The 18,652-nt window shown below is 62.9% G+C and carries 14 protein-coding genes; all 14 read right to left on the bottom strand.

Annotation, left to right across the window (positions count from 1 at the left end):
* Positions 1 to 271: 271 nt before the first annotated feature.
* Positions 272 to 1,420 (bottom strand): UDP-N-acetylglucosamine--N-acetylmuramyl-(pentapeptide) pyrophosphoryl-undecaprenol N-acetylglucosamine transferase, encoded by a 1,149-nt coding sequence (locus KA354_03170; GenBank protein MBP7933629.1) that lies wholly within the window; start codon positions 1,418 to 1,420, stop codon positions 272 to 274.
* Between the two features lie 3 nt (positions 1,421 to 1,423).
* The gene (locus tag KA354_03165) at positions 1,424 to 2,638 is read right to left on the bottom strand and encodes a cell division protein FtsW (protein MBP7933628.1); all 1,215 of its coding nucleotides are present in this window, start codon (positions 2,636 to 2,638) and stop codon (positions 1,424 to 1,426) included.
* A gap of 35 nt (positions 2,639 to 2,673) precedes the next feature.
* On the bottom strand, positions 2,674 to 3,828 hold the full coding sequence (locus KA354_03160) for a phospho-N-acetylmuramoyl-pentapeptide-transferase (protein MBP7933627.1): 1,155 nt from the start codon (positions 3,826 to 3,828) through the stop codon (positions 2,674 to 2,676).
* Positions 3,829 to 3,851: 23 nt separating this feature from the next.
* Complete coding sequence (locus KA354_03155) at positions 3,852 to 5,339, bottom strand: UDP-N-acetylmuramoyl-tripeptide--D-alanyl-D-alanine ligase (protein MBP7933626.1); 1,488 nt, start codon at positions 5,337 to 5,339, stop codon at positions 3,852 to 3,854.
* A gap of 98 nt (positions 5,340 to 5,437) precedes the next feature.
* Positions 5,438 to 7,033, bottom strand: coding sequence for a UDP-N-acetylmuramoyl-L-alanyl-D-glutamate--2,6-diaminopimelate ligase (locus KA354_03150; protein MBP7933625.1), 1,596 nt, complete (start codon positions 7,031 to 7,033; stop codon positions 5,438 to 5,440).
* A 36-nt stretch (positions 7,034 to 7,069) separates the two neighbouring features.
* Complete coding sequence (locus KA354_03145) at positions 7,070 to 8,905, bottom strand: penicillin-binding protein 2 (GenBank protein MBP7933624.1); 1,836 nt, start codon at positions 8,903 to 8,905, stop codon at positions 7,070 to 7,072.
* 47 nt (positions 8,906 to 8,952) lie between these two features.
* Positions 8,953 to 9,219: a hypothetical protein gene (locus KA354_03140; protein ID MBP7933623.1), complete on the bottom strand. Its 267-nt coding sequence runs from the start codon at positions 9,217 to 9,219 to the stop codon at positions 8,953 to 8,955.
* Positions 9,216 to 10,658 carry a LysM peptidoglycan-binding domain-containing protein gene (locus tag KA354_03135; protein MBP7933622.1) on the bottom strand — a complete coding sequence of 481 codons (1,443 nt, stop codon included), beginning with the start codon at positions 10,656 to 10,658 and terminating at the stop codon, positions 9,216 to 9,218. Before KA354_03135 ends, KA354_03140 begins: the two co-directional genes overlap by 4 nt.
* Positions 10,659 to 10,724: 66 nt before the next feature.
* Positions 10,725 to 11,666 carry a 16S rRNA (cytosine(1402)-N(4))-methyltransferase RsmH gene (gene rsmH, locus KA354_03130; GenBank protein MBP7933621.1) on the bottom strand — a complete coding sequence of 314 codons (942 nt, stop codon included), beginning with the start codon at positions 11,664 to 11,666 and terminating at the stop codon, positions 10,725 to 10,727.
* Between the two features lie 560 nt (positions 11,667 to 12,226).
* The gene (locus KA354_03125; GenBank protein MBP7933620.1) at positions 12,227 to 12,718 is read right to left on the bottom strand and encodes a hypothetical protein; all 492 of its coding nucleotides are present in this window, start codon (positions 12,716 to 12,718) and stop codon (positions 12,227 to 12,229) included.
* Between the two features lie 475 nt (positions 12,719 to 13,193).
* Positions 13,194 to 13,493, bottom strand: coding sequence for a hypothetical protein (locus KA354_03120; protein ID MBP7933619.1), 300 nt, complete (start codon positions 13,491 to 13,493; stop codon positions 13,194 to 13,196).
* A gap of 1,387 nt (positions 13,494 to 14,880) precedes the next feature.
* The gene (locus KA354_03115) at positions 14,881 to 15,567 is read right to left on the bottom strand and encodes a response regulator transcription factor (protein MBP7933618.1); all 687 of its coding nucleotides are present in this window, start codon (positions 15,565 to 15,567) and stop codon (positions 14,881 to 14,883) included.
* Positions 15,568 to 16,342: 775 nt separating this feature from the next.
* Positions 16,343 to 17,527, bottom strand: coding sequence for a glycosyltransferase (locus KA354_03110; protein MBP7933617.1), 1,185 nt, complete (start codon positions 17,525 to 17,527; stop codon positions 16,343 to 16,345).
* Between the two features lie 156 nt (positions 17,528 to 17,683).
* The gene (murQ, locus tag KA354_03105) at positions 17,684 to 18,592 is read right to left on the bottom strand and encodes an N-acetylmuramic acid 6-phosphate etherase (GenBank protein ID MBP7933616.1); all 909 of its coding nucleotides are present in this window, start codon (positions 18,590 to 18,592) and stop codon (positions 17,684 to 17,686) included.
* Positions 18,593 to 18,652: the final 60 nt, after the last annotated feature.

Here is an 18,652-nt window from a genome sequence, read left to right as displayed (position 1 = left end):
CTCGCGTTGTGAGTCAGACACCTTGGGGAACCGACCGCCGCCGCTGTTCATCCGGCCGTGCGCGGGAGCGCCAATGACCCGCGCGCACTTGGACGATCCGGTGAGCTCTCGCCGCCGCAATCCCGCGGCGGATTCGATGCACCATTCTACTGAGTAGCGGATCAGGTTCCAAGGGGAAAATGCGACCGATTCCCGTCCCGAGTCACGATCGCTGGAGCCGGAAACCCGCTCTAAACCAATACCTCGCCGAATATCATATCGGGCGTCGGTTTCAAAATCCTTGAGGCTGATTAACCAGTTGACGAGCAATGCACACGGCCGAATCCGGGCGATCCAGAAGCCGCGCCGCTCGACCCATTTGCGCTCGCTTCGCATCGTCCCGCAGCAGCGGCCGGAGCACCGGGGAAAGCCGCTCGGCGTTCGCGCCGGCTTCCTTCGCGTCGCGCACTAGAACCGCAGCACCCGCATCCACCAACACCCGGGCATTGTGCACCTGGTGCTCATCGCGATGAAACGGATAGGGCATCAGGATGGACGGCTTGCCGGCCGCAAGGATCTCCGCCAACGTCGACGCCCCGGCTCGGGAAATGACCAGATCACAACTGAGCATGGCCTCGCCCATGCGGTCAGTGAAGGGCAACACCTTGACCGGCACACGCCGCCCCGCGGCAAACACCCCATCCGATCCGTACGCCTGGCCCACCCGCTCGGCATCGGCCGCACCCGCCAGATGCAGCACCTGCCAGCCAGCGAGCTCCAGCCCGCTCATCACCCGGAGCACGGCATCATTCACCGTGCGGGCACCCTGCGAGGCCCCGGTCACCAGCAGCGTCTTCAGTCCCGGCTCCAGGCCAAATGACCGCCACACCAGGGCCCTGTCCGGCTCGACTTGCGGGCGAAACATCGGCCGGACCGGACAACCCGTGACGCAAACCGGAGCCTGGGCGGGAAGATGCCCCCGAGTCACCTCCCACTGGGCGAAAATCCCCCGCAGACGGCCCTTCCGGGCCAGATGCTGATTGGCCCGGCCCGGAACGGCATCCGGGTTGAGCAGAAAGGTCGGCACCCCCAGTCCCAGGGCGGCATGAACCGGTGGCCCAGACGCGTAACCGCCAGCACCCACCACCGCCGCCGGCCGCCGCCTCTGAAACCGGTCCCGACATAACCCGACCGATCGCCACCAGTGAAGAAGAAAACCAGGCCAGTGCCAGGGCCGCGTCGCCAGCGGCCGCACACTCTGCGGCACAGCATCGATCCCGGCCGCCCCCAGAAGTTCACCATCGATCGGCCGTTCGGTGCAGAAGAACGACACATCCACAGGATTGCCCAGAGCCCGCAGAGCATCCACCACCGCCAGGGCGGGGAACAGGTGCCCGCCCGTGCCTCCGCCGGCAAAAACAAACCAGGGTGATGGTGACATAGCCTACTCTTGCTCGAGTTCGGGCATGGAAGGACACGAACGAGGAATGCTGGCCAGGATCCCCACCAGGGCCCCCAGAATGATGGCCCCTGACCCGCCAGCCGACACCAGCGGCAAGGCGATCCCCTTGGTCGGCACCGAAACCGTCACCACCGCAACGTTGATCGCGCTCTGGACACCCAGCGCCAGCGTAATGCCAAAGGCCAACAGGCGGCCGAACGGATCGCCGCACCGCACAAAGACGGTTCGCCCATTCCATAGCAGGGCAATCAGCAAACCAATGACCGCGATGGCCCCGACGATGCCAAGCTCCTCGCAGATCACGGCAAAGATGAAGTCGGTCCGAGCCGCCGGCAGATACCCCTTGACGAAGCCGGCACCAAGCCCACGACCCCACCAGCCGCCGCTGGAGATCGTGCACAGAGACTGGATCGCCTGATAGCCCTTGCCTTCCGGATCACGCCAGATGTCCAGGAACATGACTAACCGGTCCATCCGGTGGGCCCTGCTGAGAAGAAGATAACCGAACGCGGGAACCGCCGGCAGCACCAGGAACAGCATGTGGCTCCACTTGGCCCCGCCTACCAGGAGCATCGCCCCTCCAACTACCGCGAGCAGAGCGGCCGTCCCAAAGTCCTCGACCCCGACCGCACCGACACTCAGACCAATGGCCACCACCGCCGGCAGAAAACCGCTCCAGAACAGACGGATCTGGGCTTTCTGCGTGATCCAGAACGCCAGGAACAGCGGCAGTGCCATCTTGACAATCTCGGACGGCTGGATCTGCAAGCCCAGGCTCTCCGGTCCGAGACGAATCCACCGTCGTGCGTTGTTGACTTCCTGCCCGATCCCCGGCACGAGCACCAGAACCGATGTCGCCAACCCCAAACCCAAAAGGATGATCGTCGGCCAACCGTTCCGTCGACACCACAGACGATAGGGGATCATCGTGGTAACCAGCAGGGCCACCAGGGCACCCAGGAGAAAGACCACTTGGCGGAGCGCCGGGTATTTCCAGAACGGCCATCCGATCAGCGTCCGATCACCGCCCGACGCGGCCGAAAACGTCATCACCGCGCCGATGGCCATGAGTCCCACGGCCACGGAGACAATCGCGATTGACACCGCCCGGCCTCGGGCCATACCCTCGGCCTGCGACTGCCCCTCGATCATCATCCCGCTCGCGTCCATCATGTCGATCCGCAAAACGTCACTCATGACCTTCTACTCTTCACCCTTGCCCCATCACCTCGTCATCTCAGCTTGATCGTAGCCAGGGCCAAGGCCGCAAATACCGCCGCCATCAGCCAGAAACGCATCACGACCTGGGTCTCCGTCCAGCCACCCAGGTGAAAATGGTGATGAATCGGAGCGACCCGGAAGATCCGCTTGCCGGTCAGCTTGTAGGAGCCCACCTGCAACAACACCGAACACGCCTCGATCACGAATACCCCGCCCACGATGAGCAGCATCAGCTCCTGCCGGATGACAATCGCGACGTAGCCAATCAGCCCACCCAGTGCCAAGGAGCCGGTGTCACCCATGAACACCTGGGCCGGGAACCCGTTGTACCACATGAAACCCAGACACGCTCCAACCATCGCTCCACAGAGCACCGCCAGTTCGGCTGTCTTCGGAATGTAAGGGAATAGTAGGCTGCTGGCCTTCAGCGGATCACCGCCCAGAAAGGCAAAAATCATGAAGACGAAACTGCACAAAGCCATGCAGCCGGCGGCCAGTCCGTCCATCCCGTCCGTGAGATTGACCGCATTCGAGGTTCCGGCAGTCACCAGGACGGTCAGGATGAGAAACGCCGTGGTGTTCAGGAAAATGCCCTGCTTGTAGAAGGGCACGTTGAAAATGCGATAGGTCTCCACCGGCTCGTCGCCCACCACCGTGGCAATGGCCATGTTCTCGCGGCCGTACTGGTAGACGAAAGTCCCCAGCAGGACGGCCAGGGCAATCTGGAAAAGCAGCTTCTCGTACATCTTCAGCCCGTCACGCGACCCGCTCCGCCGCCCAACAGTCAGCTTCAGCCAGTCGTCCACCGCTCCCAAAGCGGCCAGCCACAGCATGCAGAAAATGGCCATTCGCACGTAGTAGTTCATGAGGTCGGCCAGAAGGAGCAGGGAAATCAGGATCGCGGCCACGATGAGCACTCCACCCATCGTCGGCGTGTTCTCCTTGTTATGGCCAACCAGCTCGTTGAGCGCTTTGTGATCGAACTCCGTGCGATCGCCAATCTTGTGGCGGACCAGGATTCGAATCACCTTTGGGGCGGCAAGCACCACGACCAGAAAGGCCAGAATGAGGGCGCAGGTCCCACGAAACAGCGGGTCCTTATAGGCATACGGCCCCGGCGGGTATCCGTGTGACCTGACGAGCCAGTCTACGAGATGGTAGAGCACGTCTCAGTATCCCTCATAGGCCCCTAGCGAGCAGCACCCTTGCCCTTCACCGTCGGGCGCTGAGCCCATTTCTCCATGGCTTCCACCAGGCGCTCCAGCGCCAAAGCCCGCGAGCCTTTGACCAACACGGTGTCGTCGCGACGAAGGAACGCCACCAGCCGGCGCCGGGCCGCTTCCGTCGTCGCATAGGCATGAGTCTCAATCCGCCCGGCACTGGCCCGTTTGACCCCCTTGGCCATCAGCTCGGCGTTCTCGCCCACCGCAATCAGCAGGTCGATCGGCAACTGCCCGATGCGATCCGCCAACTCACGATGACACCGTTCAGAGACCGCGCCCAGTTCCCGCATGTCGCCGACGACAAACACCCGCCGGCCAGCCGCCCCGGCTTCCAGCAGCACATTCAGGGCCGCGGCCATCGACGCCGGATTGGCGTTGTACCCGTCGTTGATCAGCGTCAATCCGCCAAGCCGCTCGTACTGCAGCCGCATCGGGGGCAGCGTGAACGTCGCCAGGGCGGCCGCGATCTCCTCGTCTTCCATGCCAAAGCGCCGGGCTACGCCGATCACCGCCAGGGCATTGTGAGCATTGTGCCGACCGGGCACGTTGAGCCGGTACTTGAAACGGTCATTGACCGTGAACTCCGTCCCGCAAGGGGCTCCCCCGGAGCCGCCTCCGCCGTCAGAAACCGACCGCAGGCCGCTCAGCCGCAGCTCCGCTTCCGGCCATTCGCCAAACATCACTTTCTTGACCGCCGAGTACTGGCGTTCGCGAAGCACCATGGCCCGGAGAACCTCCAGATCGGCATTGATGACAGCACATCCGTCCGGGCGCACGTAGCTGAGTAACGACAACTTCTCACGGGCCACGCCTTCGATCGTACCCAGGCCTTGAAGGTGAACCTCCGCCACGTTCGTGATGACCGCGATCTCCGGCTCGATCAGCCGAGCCAACGCGGCAATCTCGCCAGGAGCGTTGGTCCCCACCTCGCAGACCAGGAACGTGTCCGATGGCTCCGTCGACAACAGCGTAAGCGGCACCCCGATCTCGTTGTTGAAGCTCTTGATGCCAGCCCGACCCCGCCACTTGCTCGACAGGACGTGCCCGATCATGGCCTTGGTCGTGGTCTTGCCGTTGCTGCCGGTCACCGCCACAACCTTGACCGATCCTCCGATCACCGACCGGCGATAGTAGCGAGCCAGCCTTCCCAACGCCGCGACCGGGCTGTCCACCCGGATCAGCAGACCGGCCGAGGGATTCGCGCCCGCAGCGCTCCCGCGGGGTTTGGGACCGAGGTAGTCGTTACGAACCACCGCCGCCATCGCCCCGGCGGTACAGGCCGGCCCAACATAGTCATGGCCGTCATACTGCAGGCCCTTGATCGCAACGAAGAGATCACCCGCGACCACCGCTCGCGAGTCGATCGACACGCGCGAAACGCTCCCCACCGGAACAGGCCGATCCGGTGTGCCCTCCATGGCGGTGACGACTTCCTGCAAGGTCAACGGTTTCATGGGCGGCGCTATCAGCCATCAGCAACCAGTCGTCCGCCTTCAATGGCTTGCGGACGCCGACGTATCTCATCCAATACACCCTGCCCAGTCCCGATCGTTCAAGATGCCCTGCTCTTCCCCTTCAGGATCTCGGCCGCAATGGCCACGTCATCAAAGTCATGTCGCTGGCCACGGATCTCCTGATACGTCTCGTGACCCTTGCCGGCCAGAAGAACGACGTCGCCGGGGGAAGCCATCTCGATGGCCGCCGCGATCGCCTTGCGCCGGTCCGGCTCCACCACGACTCGCTCCATATCCTGGGGCGCAAAGCCGGGCAGGATGTCGTCGATGATACCACGCGGCTCCTCACTTCGCGGGTTGTCACTGGTCACGAGGATGCAGTCCGCGAACTGGGCCACGGCTTTGGCCATCCTCGGACGCTTCGAACGGTCACGATCGCCGCCACAGCCGAAGAGCACGATCAGCCGCCGCTTGGCGATCGGCCGCACCGCCCGAAGAACGTTCATCAGCGCGTCATCCGTGTGAGCGTAATCCACCAGAACGGCAACGCCGCTCCCATTACCTTCCACACGCTGCAGCCGACCAGGCACGATCCGCACCGATTCCAGACCGGCCACAATCCGCCCCAGCGGGAGCCCCAATCCAACCGCTGCGGATACGGCCGCCAGGCAGTTCTGCACATTGTGCCGGCCCACCAGAACCGAGTTCACCTGCTGCGATTCAACCTGCCCACTTCGAAGACTACCGCCACGCCGCACGGTGACCTCGAACCGCGTGCCGCGCGCGTCGCCGTCAAGAACCCGGGCAAAGACGTCCAGATCCTCAACCCTCGCCACACCTTCAGGAGCAGCCGTGCCTCCGACTCCGCCTGGCCCCCCCTTGGACAGATCGGCGATGATCCCGTAGCGGAGAACCCGAGCCCTGCAGTCGGTGACCATCCGCTCGGCGGCCGGGTCCTCGGCGTTCACCGCACCGACCGCATCCGGAGCAAGGCGATCGAACAGCCGCTTCTTGGCCCGGAGGTATTCGTCCATCGTCTTGTGGTAGTCGAGGTGATCGCCGGTCAGGTTGCTGAAGACACCGACGGCAAAACGGAGGCCGTCGCATCGCCCTTGATCAAGCGCATGACTCGATACTTCCATCACCGCGTGAGAAGCCCCCGCGTTGGCCGCTTCCGCCAGGTAGCCCGCAAGAACCGTTGCCGGAGGCGTGGTCATCGACGCCTCAACCGATCGCGACAACAGATCGTACTGCACCGTCCCCAGCATGGCCGTCGGCAGGCCGGCCTGCCGGAGTATCGAGCGAACCAGGTAGCAGAACGTGCTCTTGCCATTGGTGCCGGTGATGCCCACCAGCTTCAGTCGGCCTTCGCGAAGAGTCTCATCAAGCCCCCACAACGCAACTGCCAGCCGGCTCGCCAAGCCGCGGGCGCTGGCCACCTCGAGCACCGCCACCGAGGGCGGCATGGCGATCGGCCGCTCGCATACCACCGCAGCAGCCCCGGCCTTGACCGCCGCCTCCACGTAGTCGTGCCCGTCGGCCTTGGTCCCGCGGACTGCAACAAAACATGCCCCGGGACGCGCCTGGCGTGAATCCTCAATCACGGAGTTGATCGGGGGGTCAATCGGGCCACGCCATCGCGATACCAGCCCTGCCCGCCGAACAAGGCTGCCCCATGTCATCACACCATTCACGATACCCTTCACCTGTGGCCAGCCCCTCTCCCTGACTCAGTCGCCACCGCCGACGATTCCCACCTTCAGCTTGGCCCCCTCTTCCTCGGACCGCTCCGGCGGAATACCCAGATACGGAAGAACCATCTCCAGGACCGCCTTGACCGGCGGAGCGGACACCGTACCCCCATAGTAACCGATGCTCCGATCCGGCTTGCGCACGGTGATCAGGACGACGACAGCCGGATCCGTCTCGGGCGCGGCGGCAATGAAGGAGGCAAGATAGGCATTCGGTTCATAACCCTTGTGCCCAAACTTCGGGATCTGAGCGGTTCCGGTCTTGCCCATCACTTGCCACTGAACGAGCTGCGCTGGCTTGCCCGTGCCTTCGTTGACTACTTTGGCGAGGAGACTCTTCATGACGGCCGCAGTGGCCGGATTCAGCGCCTGCCCTCGGCCCTGCGCCGCCGTTCGATCCTCAAACACGTTGCCGTCATGGTCCAGGACCGCCGACACGACCCGGGGCATGAGCAGCCTCCCACCGTTCACCAACGAACAAAACGCAGTCGCCAGCTGCATCGGGGTGATCGCAATCTCCTGCCCCATCGGAATCGAAGTGGTCGAAAAGGAATTCCACCTCTTGACCGGCAGCATCAGGCCCGGGTCTTCACCAGGCAAATCGACCCCCGTCTTGCGCCCGAATCCGAACCGGCTGAGCCCCGCGTGCATCCGGGGGTTGCCCAGCCGCTGCCCCAGAATGGCCATGCCAATGTTGCTCGACTTGGTGAGAATCTGCTCAACGGTCAACGATCCGTAAGGGTGATGGTCGTGAAGTCGTCGTTTACCGGTCTCATACAGGCCATTATGGCAGAAAACCGTCTCCGCCGGCCTGGCCGCGCTCTCGGACAGCACCTCGGCCAGCACAAATGGCTTGAACACGCTGCCTGGCTCAACCGGATCGGTCAAAACGCGGTTGCACAGGATACGACTGTCGCGGGGCACCTGGGCGACCTTGCCGGGGTCAAAGGCCGGGTAGCAGGCCATCGCGTAGACGTCGCCGTTCTTGGGGCTCATGACCACGCCGATGGCGCTCTCGGCTCTGAACTTCGCGACGGTCGCCGCCAGTTGGCTTTCAAGTACCTCCTGGATGGCGGAATCCAGGCTGAGCACCACGTGGATGCCGTCTTTGGGCGCTTGGTAGCTGTCCGGTTTCTCGAAAATCGCGCGCCGTTTCACGTCGCGATAGACTTCGCGCTGGCCGCTCTTGCCGCGCAGATACTTGTCCATCGCCAGTTCAATACCCTCGATACCCTCCGGGCCTTCCTTGCCGGCACGGACGAACCCCACCACGTGGGCGGCCAGCGTTCCCATCGGGTAGGTACGACTCGGCTCGTTGCGGACACCTACGCCCTCGATCTTGAGGTCGCGAACGCCCTCGGCCTCGTTCTCCGCCACACCACGCTGAATGACGACAAATGCCCTCTTCTTCGGATCCCGCAGGAGTTGCAGGATCTCCTCCGACGGCTTGCCAAGTACACGAGCCAATTCCTGGGCAGCCTCGGTGTGATTCTTCACCATCCGAGGATCGGCGTAGACGGTCGGCGAGTCATGGCTGCCGGCCAGCACCCGGAAACGGCAATCCAGAATCGCACCCCGACGAGCAGGCAAAGCCACCGTACTCGTCTGCCGGCGCTCGGAATACTCCAGAAGCGATGGGCGAAGAACGTGGTGAATGTAGGCCAGCCGGCCGACCTGCCCCAAAAGAACCGCACAGATCAGACCGATCACCAGCTGCCCCACCCACGGGCGAAACCAGACCGGCTTGGCCTGCACGCGGGCATAGGCCATCGGGACCGCCCGCCCCTCCCCTGCCTTCGGTTCGTTCAGGCTCATATCAAGCCACTCCGGCCGATGTGCCACTCCTGGTGGCCGAAGGGCCGCTATCGCTTCGGCTTCGGCGTCGGCTTCGAGCTCACCAGCCCCGTCGCCAGCCCAAACCGCTCGGCACGTTCACGTATCATCGCCGGCGAACGCAGCCGAGCTAGTTCCATATCCTGCGTCCAGATCTCCCGTCGAAGCTCGGTCTGGCGGAACTGCAGCTCCTGGATCCGTTGACAAACCTGCCGCTGATCGGCACGCATCACCACCACGGTGATGCCCACCATCGCCAGCACGGCCAGCAAGCCCACCATGCGCGGTATGGTCATGCGGACGCTCGATTCACCTCAGGTCTAGACGATGTTCCACTCGGCGAAGGAACCGACGGCCTGGCGGGCAACTTGATCTTCATGCCGGCCTTCATCTTCCTCGGATCAAGGTCCTTGTTGAGCTTCTTGATCTCCGGCCAAGCAGTGGCTGTACCCAATTCCCTGGCCGCAATCGAACCTAGGGTGTCCTTGTCCCGAATCTCGTAAGTCCGGTACTTGCTCGAGGCCGCTGCCGGCTTAAGCTCAGTACTGTCCAGCGTCAACTTGCCCTTGAGAGCCCCGCCGTCGTTCCTGGCAATCACCGTCGGAGCCCGCCGATCGTCGGCGTCGTCGGGTGCCGGGCTCGGAGCCGGCGCCGGCGTCAGGGTCGGCGACGACACCTTCTTCCTGGGGGTCAGCTTCGGGTAGTCGACAACCTGCGGTGAGGGGCTTCCAGATGCCTCCCTTCCGTCGGTGCCGCCCTTCACGACGGCAGTGCCCGCCGACAAGGGCGCGGTCGAACCACTCTTGGGCCTCGCCGATTCCTGCGGCGCCTTGCGGGAATCAACCGTCGTCAGTTCCTTGGCCAACTCCCTGAGACTGGGCCTCTTGCCACCCACCGGCTGGACCACCTCGAACATGTCGGGCGGGAGATCAGGCAGCAACAGCTTCTGACCCTCGAATACCCTGTTCTTGTCCTTGATCCGATCCTTGTTCGCATCCGCTACGAACTCCACCACCTTGGCGGAAACCGAGTCATACCGCCCCTTCGCAATACTCCGCAGGGTATCACCCTTCTGAACCAGGTACTCCTTCGGCGGACTGGCGGGAGCGGGATCCGGCGATTTCACCAGCTCGTCGGGATCGACAGCCACCGGCTTCGGGGCATCAATCATACCTTTGGCCAGGTCGGTCGACTCGGGGTGCTTCACCGCAACGGAGGGCCCCGGAGGCGCGGTGCCCACCACCGATGGCCCTACCGGACTCGGAGCCCTCTTGCCCACGTAGCTCGTCGTGACGACGTCCGGATCCCCTTCGCTCGATGGCATCTGGCCGCTCAACGGGGTGCTGCCGCCGCCGTTCGGCGTCCACGCGAATGGAGACGGGCCCAGAGAGGGTGGATTGGGCAGACGCCACGCCACACCATCCGGCCCTTTCGACGACGAATCCGGCGAATTCGGCAACCTGACCAGGCCACCATCTCTGTCCACCGGCGTCGACGGAGACTCAGGCGTCCGTCCCACGCCCGGCGCCGGAACGGCCCGGTCGCCGCTCGAGCCCGACGGCTTGTTGGCCACCTCGCGGCCACTCGGCAGACTGGGCAGCTGCGGCGACGGCTTCAACACAAACGGCAGGTTCTCTCCCGTCGACGGCACCGAGGTCGTTTGCGAGAGAAGTACCGCAAACACGACGATGAAACCCAACCCCACCAAAAGCCCGATTTTCGTTTCCCGGGTCATTTGAACCTCCATGTCCACCCTGCCAAAACCGCTATGCCCACTTCGCAAGTCGCCCCCCTCAAGCCCTCAGGCCGCGCCCTGGACTGACGCCAACCGCAACGCTACCCGAAGCTTGGCGCTGCGAGCACGTGGGTTCCGCAGGGTTTCCTCACTCGAAGCCTGAACCGGCTTCTTTGTCCGTAATTCATACACGCCATCGCGCTTACGATCAAGAAAATTCTGCTTGACGATTCGATCTTCACCACTATGGAAGCTAATCACCGCAAGCCGACCCCCTACAGATAGTCGTCGGGGGGCGAACTCCAGCAGCTCCTGCAGGTTCTCCAGCTCGTGGTTGACGGTCATCCGCAGGGCAAGAAACGTCCTCGTGGCGGGATGGAGCCGGTGGGGGGAAAACTGCCCCAACACCCCCATCGCCGAACAGACGATCTGCACCAGCTCCGACACCGTTCGAATCCGCTTCTCCCGACGAGCTTCACAGATCCGCTTCGCGATCCGCCGACTGAACCGCTCCTGGCTCGAATGGAAGATCAGATCCGCTAGCTCATTCTCCTCCAGCCGGTTGACCAGATCGGCCGCAGTCGTCTCCAGCCGCGGGTCGATCCGCATGTCTAGCGGCCCATCCTCGCTGAAAGTGAAACCTCGACTTGAATCGAGCAGTTGATCGGTACTGACCCCCAGATCGGCCAGGATCACATCGACACGGCTCACGCCTAATTCGTCGAGCACCGACCCCAGCTCGGAGAAGTTGGCCCGCACCCAGTGCAGCGATGGACTTGATTTGCCGACCATGGCCTTCTCCACACGACTGCGGGCTCGGGCCAGATTGCTCTCGTCAATATCCAGGCCGATGAGCCGGCCCCTTGACCCGATGGCCCCCGCCAACAACTCAGCGTGCCCCCCATGCCCCACCGTCGCATCCACCACCGTTTCGCCCGGTCGAGGATCGACGAGCGACATGAGGACTTCACCGAGAACCGGGATATGCTCGATCTCAGATCGGCTCACCAGGCGGCATCCTTCTAAGCAGGGCAACGTCGGACATCCGTGCCGACGTTGGCCCCAGCACTTCCCGGCCGGATGGAAAGCAGCCCGACAACAACTCCTGCCCTCCGGCAAGACACCCGCCGCCTTCTGAGGTGAACTCCCGGCTCGTCCGCGTCGTCGAGCCGGCCAAACCCACCCGGCAGCTGCGGGTCAAACCCGAGTGAGATGTCGTTCGGGCACCCTCTTCCCAGGCAATCCCTTGCGTTCTGCGACGGGAAGCGGTCCGCCTGACCGGCGAGTGACCCGCCGATCAGTATGGTCGGTCCGTCTGAAACCGCTGATCAACGACCTCTTGCCGGACCCGCGGGAGCCGCGCCGCTTGCCCGGGGTCCGGCCAAATCACCCTCACCTCCACCTTCCACCGCTGCGGCACGCCGGACGCCGCGCCAGGAGTCCGGCCAGCCCAGCACTCGTTCTTTCGCCTCCGGTCGACTCGTTGCTCGGCTCGGAAAGGGAAACGCCACCGGGTCGCCACGAACGCTTCCCTTCCCGAGACCGCGCCCTCGCTCTCTATTCCGTTCTCAGCGGCCGCTGGTCGCGCCTCCACCGTTCCGTCGGTTCAGGGCCGTTTCCAGCCGGGCCACTCGCAGCAGGTCGGGATACCGGTCCCAGTTCTCGTTCATGAAGGAGCTGTACTCGCTCCGGTTCCAGATCACCAAGTGGTCCCGAGCACCGGTCAACGTGACCTGCTTGCCAATCCCCACCCTGTCCAACACCCACTGAGGCAGGACCATGCGTCCTTGCTTGTCCAGGTCCAGCGGTGTGGCCATCGCGTAAAAGACCTTCTCAAACTTCTCTCGCTCGTCGTTGGGATCAAGCGATGCACTGCACTCGTCCGCATACCGCTCGAAGTACCGGTCCGCATACAAACTCAACGTCGTCTTGGGCGTCCCCGGCACCAGATAGAAACGCGTCCCATCCCTCTCCGGATCCAAGCCTGCTCGAATGCTCGCGGGTATCGAAAGACGATTCTTGGGATCGACGCTCAGATCAAACGTCCCAGTGAACAACATGATCGCTGCCGCGCCAAGAACCTGCTCACTTGGCCCCACTACTGGGGCTAGACAGGGATAAGATACCACAGCATCACACCAAAGCAAGCCCTTTTTTCGGATTAGTTACCCGAAATCCGAATTCCATTTCTTCGCGGAATGATTCGGCTTAAGTTAGCACCACCATGTGGGGCGTCACACGCAGATCACCCCCACCGGCGGTAGCTGCAGCCAGCCCACGCCCGATAACCTCGTCCGAGAAGAGACAGCAGGCCGTCAACGTGAGGATGGACCTCCGTCGAAACCTCTATCGACCGCTCATCTCAACGATCTGGAAAGCCCAGAGAACCAGCAACTTTGCTGCACGGGGGTGATGGTGGGGGTGTGTGGGAGGAGTCCGAAAACGCGCCAGGAGACGCCAGGAGGCTCGAATCGGGGCTATAACCGACCGCCGATAAAACCGAAACGGAACCGCGAGCCGGACAGACAGCAAAGCTCAGCGATGCAAGAGGGTCATCTCCGCCGGAGACACGAAAGCTTCCTGGCGAGGATAAGCCCGAACCGTGGCGCATAGGCCAAAGAGCGAGGTCAATTCACACATCAGTTGGTCCATCTGCCCGCCCTCTGCATCCGCCCGCCAGCGAACCAGCCGACCAGCATGGAAGAACGCGACACTCAAGCCCAGATGAACGCGAAGACAGGGCTCGGGCAGACCGTACTCACGGGTGTACTCGTAGGCGTGTCCCTGGTCGATCGCCCATTTGATGACGTCCTTGTCCCGAGGATGGATGATCATTCGCTCAGTCCTTCAGATACAGGCGAGCGGCGGTTCCTCCTTGAACCGGCCGCTCGCGTGTCGTTAAAAGAGGCTGGCCCGGAAGCGAATGCTTCCTGGTATTGGCTTTGAGCGAGGGAACCATCAAGTCTTGCTGCGGTCCAAACGCATACAACCTGACAGTTGGAGGAGGGGCATCGCCTCCGGGCCCGCCGAAGCTTGGTCAGGGCAACGCATCCTCGCTGCCCTGGCCCGTCTTAGTCAGATCCTCCTTCAGAGAACCCACTTGATCGATCCAAATCCACTTGTCAGACACTCGGTCTGGTCGTACACTCGGACGAATAAGGTCATCGATGAAGCATCCCTTCTTCATCGATGCCATATTCCGAAGCGGCCCCTTGCCAGTCACGCGATGAACCGCCTCGGATGCCGATTCGTTCTCCTGGCCGCGCCGGGCCACCACTGTAGTGTGATTGCCGGCTCTCGATCCAAGGGACTGACCCGCAATCCCTTGCTGCTCACTGCCGCAGCATCAGCGGCCACGGTACCTCACAACCCGCAGCTTGTCTGAATCTGGATCACCCGATCACCGAGGACCGGCTGGCACCAACGAAATGTCCCTGAATGGCACCGATAAACGACAGGCAGTAAAAGCGGCCTGGTTGGCCGTCCATGGCTCCCGCGATCAGCCTGCGGCATCATCCCTGACACCGGTCGACACCCATTCCAGGGACCCGGTCCCTGACCCACGCACAGAAATCCACGTGTCCCACGCAATGACTAACGGGCCGATCGGACTGGCTATCTTCGGGAGTTCCTTCTCCTCCAGACATGAAACCCCGCATCTCGGCGAGGCCGCCCCCGAGAAAGGGAACGTTCTGAGCTTCCTGATCGCCCGGTCCACTGATTATCAATCGTGAACCGCAAGCGTTTCCTGATTGGCTCCCACTGGCGGCAACCCTGATGGTCCCTTCACCCGCCAGTATCCTCAAAGCTGAGGCAAGTGTATCACATTATCGGCTGGGATCAAGGGGAGTAAAACCCTTATTCGACAATGATTTACGACAGATAGACCTCCATGTACTCAAAAGGTTTTCACACCCCCCAGGCTTCGTGAGCTGGGGCATATTCCCTATCCACATATGGTTGGGGAAAGCCTAATGTAGCTTACCAAGCTTACCTAAAATACGGATTCAACCCTGATTATACAGGCTCTCATCACGAGTTACCGGTCCTTTAAATTCGGAGAAACAGTCTGAATGGAGGAGGACCCAAGAGCCTGCCCCCAGACCCTCGGCACACCCACGCCGGCCATCCGCCCACCCTGCAACCACCCCAGGGCACGCCGCTAGAGTCAAATACCCCTAGAGAGCTCCGCAAAGCCCTGGAATAGGCCCGCCGGCGGACGTCACGGCTCAACCAGCCCCTCGCGGATGGCATACCGAGCCAGTTCGACACGGTCGTGAATGTCCAACTTAGCCATCAGCGAGGCCTTCTGCTTGTCCGCCGTCTTGTAGCTGATCCCCAGAATGCTCGCCGCCTCTTTGAGGCTTTGTCCACGGGCCAGCACCCGAAGAAGCTCACGCTCCCGAGGACTCAGCGTGCTCAAGCGACTCTTGGGCGGATTCTCGAGGCGAATCTGGTCACCTTCAACGATCAAACGACTCATGATCTCCGGCGAATAGTGAATGCGCCCCGCCGCCACTTCGCGAATCGCCCCAATCAGCGAGTTCATTCCTTGGCTCTTCACAATGAACCCATTGGCCCGGACCTTGAGCGCCTGCTCAAGGTGCTCATCGTGCTCGTAAGCCGTCACCAGGATGAACTTCGTCTGGGGCACACGCGACCGGACGATCTGGATCGCATCAAAGCAACTGATGCCCGGCATGTCGATGTCCATCAGCACCAGGTCAGGTTTCAGCTCCAGCACCTTGCTGATCGCGGCATCCGCATCTTCCGCCACGCCAACGATGACAATGTCCGGCTCACGGGCCAGCAGCGTACTGACGCTGTCGCGAACCAAACCATGGTCGTCAACAACCAAAACCTTGATCGAGCCTGCATTCGTCGCGGGAACCTGTGGTATCGAAGACATATCGACCTCCCCCGGGTATTCGCCTGGCTCCCGGGTGCGGCCCCACAAGCCAAGCGGTGGGGTCAGACAACACCATGCCTTGACATGTACGCCGGACAACAGCATTACTCGCGACAGTGCCCGCAGGACGGCCGCAACGTCCGACGCGCAATCATGAGTATAGCGATGGATGTCCTGAATGGCAAACAACTTCCGTTGCGGGCCTGCCCGAACGGGCGTGAGACTCGGGCGACTCACGAACAGGACTTCTACCCCCCCGCTGGGCAGCTCCAAGCCAGTCCCCAGCCTTGATGCAGCTGCCCCGCCCAACGAAGGCACCGCCTGACCCGTGAATAGAGGCCCAACTCCCGATCACACAGAGACACGGAAGCTGCCCTGACCAGATCGGGGCACCTGACCACCCTCTTCCGACTCAATCCACGTGCCGCCGCGGGACAGACGCCGTGTTCTTGAGCAGAGGCCGGCGCTGCCCGCTGGCTACATACAGCCACACCAAGCCGGTAAGGTCAACAACGCGCGCGAGAAAGAAGGAACGGCACGGGGAAATCCAGAGGCCGAGGAAACCGACGGGCTTCGCGTCGCAGATCCGATTCGATCGGTCGGATAGGCTATGCCCACGCTCCATCGCTGCATGTGTAACCATCGGCTAAAAATGGGGTTGCGAATGGCCCCCGCGGGCCGTTTGGCTTCGTTTGGCGCTTTGAATTATTGGCGGCCGGCTGCGGCTTTCTCCGCCCCACCCAGACGCTGCTCGTCACCCACCGACCACGGTCTGTCACGCCCGCAACTCGCTGGCTTCGTTTGGCTTCAACATATCGAGACCTCGCCTGCCGAGCGATCGCGGCCCCACCCCGCCCACGATGGCCGTGTAGCGATCCTCCCAGCGCAGGGCCAACCGGCTGGCATCGGCGTTCAGACCTACCCACCGGCGGGCCTCCAAACCCAGCCGCCGAGCGAGATCTGCATCCGCCAGCAGGACCGCCAGGTTCGCCGCAATCTCGTCGGGCCGCCCCTTCGCGGCCAGCAGACCGGTCCGGCCATGGACAATCAAGTCCCGGCAACCGGGGACGTCCGTGGCGACGATCGGAAGACCGGCGGCCATGGCCTCCAGGAGGGCGTTGGGCAACCCCTCGGTCCGAGAACAGAAGAGAAACACGTCGGCGGTCTTAAGCAGCCGAGGAACATCTGTGCGACGACCAAGCATCAGCACGTCACCCGACAAGCCGTGCTGACGAATGAGCCGCTCGACCACGGGCCGATACGGTCCTTCGCCGACCAGTACAAGCTTGATGCCATGTCGCTCACGCACCAAGGCACACGCGGCCAGCATCTCCTCGAAACCTTTCACCGGATCCAGTCGGCCGGTCCAGATCAGCACCTGCTGGTCCGAACCCAGGCCCAGCGCCTCGCGGGCCAGCGGCAACGCGTCAGCGTATTTGGCCACCTCGACCGCACCCCACTCGCAAGCCAGGCGGGACCGGGGAATATGAGCCTCCCGATGCAGGTGCTCGACGACGGAGGGAGAGTTGCCGATCTCACAGGCACACAAGCGACAGGTCAGGCCGTCGAGGATCAGGTGCCAGCCCCGCTCGACCTCGGCCGTCTGGATCTCGCACAGGATCCGGGAAATCGGTACGCCCGCCATCGGGCCCACCAACCGGGCAGCGGTGTTGGCGTGAAACAGCAACGAATGCACAATATCGGGGGGATCCGCCCGCAGAAATCGCCAGAGTCGCCAAAGGGCGGCAAGATCGGCGACCGATCGGGCCCGGCAGGCCCAGACCGGAATCCCTGTTTCGCGAAGCATCCCCCCTACCGGCCCCTCCCCCGCCAGCGAAATCACCCGAACCCGGAACCGGTCACGCGGCAACGCCGTCGCCAGTCGAAAGAGGTGCAAGGGCACGCCCCCGACTTCAAGGTCGGTAATGAGGTACGCCAGGCTGAGAGGATGGAGAAACAAAGGAAAACGTCGGAACAGAAACCGAAACGCCGAAAGCCGAATCGAGACCCGCAGGTCACCCAACTCAGCACGCGTTACACAGCGTGCCGCAGTCAACAGTCACTCGGCACACCCGACCCAGCTGACCACCGATCGCTGGTCGCTTCTTCTCATCCATCACGGCATATCGCTCTCGAGCACCGCCCTGACCCGGCCTCCATGTGCGGCCAGCAGGCGATCGGCGCTCTCGCGGTCCACCTGGCGATGGTGCATGACGATGGCGGTCTTGACCCGGCCCTTGGCCGCATGCAGAAGCTCCAGGGCCTTGTCGCGATCCACACCGGTAATGGCGGCGATGATGCGGGCCCCGCGATCCACGAGTTTGACGTTGGAATAGGCATTTACATCCACCATCAGATTCTCGTACACCTTGCCCAACTGAACCATCGAGATGGTGGTCATCATGTTGAGCACGAGCTTGGTGGCGGTGCCGGCCTTCATCCGAGTGGAACCCGTGATCACTTCCGGACCGACCAGCACACGGATCGAGACATCGGCCGCATCATCACACTGTTCCTTGGGCACGCAGGCGAAGAAGACGGTCCTGGCTCCGACCTGGCGAGCGTAGCCGATCGCCCCATGAACGTACGGCGTGGTCCCGCCGGTGGCAATCCCGAAGACGACATCCTTGGAACCGACCTTCCGATCCTTCATCGCGGCCGCGCCGTCCGCCTCGCTATCCTCGGCACCCTCCACCGCTCGGAACATGGCCCCGTTGCCACCGGCGATGACCCCTTGAACCATCTCGGGATCCGTGAGAAAGGTCGGCGGACACTCGGACGCGTCCACGACGCCAAGTCGACCGCTCGTTCCGGCTCCGACGTAGATCAGGCGACCACCCGCACGGAAGGCGGCCACCACCAGTTCAATCGCCGCCGCAATCTGAGCCTTGCAGGCGGCTACGGCTTCCGGAATCCTGGCATCCTCGCTGTTGATCAACTCCACGGCCTCGGCAATCGACATCCGGTCGATCGTCCGAGACCGCTCGTTCTTCTGCTCCGTCATGAAGTGGCCACGATCGCGCATGACTCAACCCAATCCAACCTCTGCGTCCAGACCCCGCGGGAAACGATCCGACACGGCGTG

It is taken from the genome of Phycisphaerae bacterium (assembly GCA_018003015.1).
Taxonomy (GTDB): domain Bacteria; phylum Planctomycetota; class Phycisphaerae; order UBA1845; family PWPN01; genus JAGNEZ01.
The sequence above is the reverse complement of the archived record's forward strand: the minus strand, read 5'-3'. Positions and strand labels throughout refer to the sequence as shown.

Excerpts from the sequence above, each read along its gene's own strand:
- KA354_03170 (MBP7933629.1), bottom strand. The coding sequence starts at position 1,420 with ATGTCACCATCACCCTGGTTTGTTTTTGCCGGCGGAGGCACGGGCGGG.
- KA354_03165 (MBP7933628.1), bottom strand. The coding sequence starts at position 2,638 with ATGAGTGACGTTTTGCGGATCGACATGATGGACGCGAGCGGGATGATG.
- KA354_03155 (MBP7933626.1), bottom strand. The coding sequence starts at position 5,339 with ATGAAACCGTTGACCTTGCAGGAAGTCGTCACCGCCATGGAGGGCACA.
- KA354_03145 (MBP7933624.1), bottom strand. The coding sequence starts at position 8,905 with ATGAGCCTGAACGAACCGAAGGCAGGGGAGGGGCGGGCGGTCCCGATG.
- KA354_03140 (MBP7933623.1), bottom strand. The coding sequence starts at position 9,219 with ATGACCATACCGCGCATGGTGGGCTTGCTGGCCGTGCTGGCGATGGTG.
- KA354_03135 (MBP7933622.1), bottom strand. The coding sequence starts at position 10,658 with ATGACCCGGGAAACGAAAATCGGGCTTTTGGTGGGGTTGGGTTTCATC.
- KA354_03125 (MBP7933620.1), bottom strand. The coding sequence starts at position 12,718 with ATGTTGTTCACTGGGACGTTTGATCTGAGCGTCGATCCCAAGAATCGT.
- KA354_03120 (MBP7933619.1), bottom strand. The coding sequence starts at position 13,493 with ATGATCATCCATCCTCGGGACAAGGACGTCATCAAATGGGCGATCGAC.
- KA354_03115 (MBP7933618.1), bottom strand. The coding sequence starts at position 15,567 with ATGTCTTCGATACCACAGGTTCCCGCGACGAATGCAGGCTCGATCAAG.
- murQ (MBP7933616.1), bottom strand. The coding sequence starts at position 18,592 with ATGCGCGATCGTGGCCACTTCATGACGGAGCAGAAGAACGAGCGGTCT.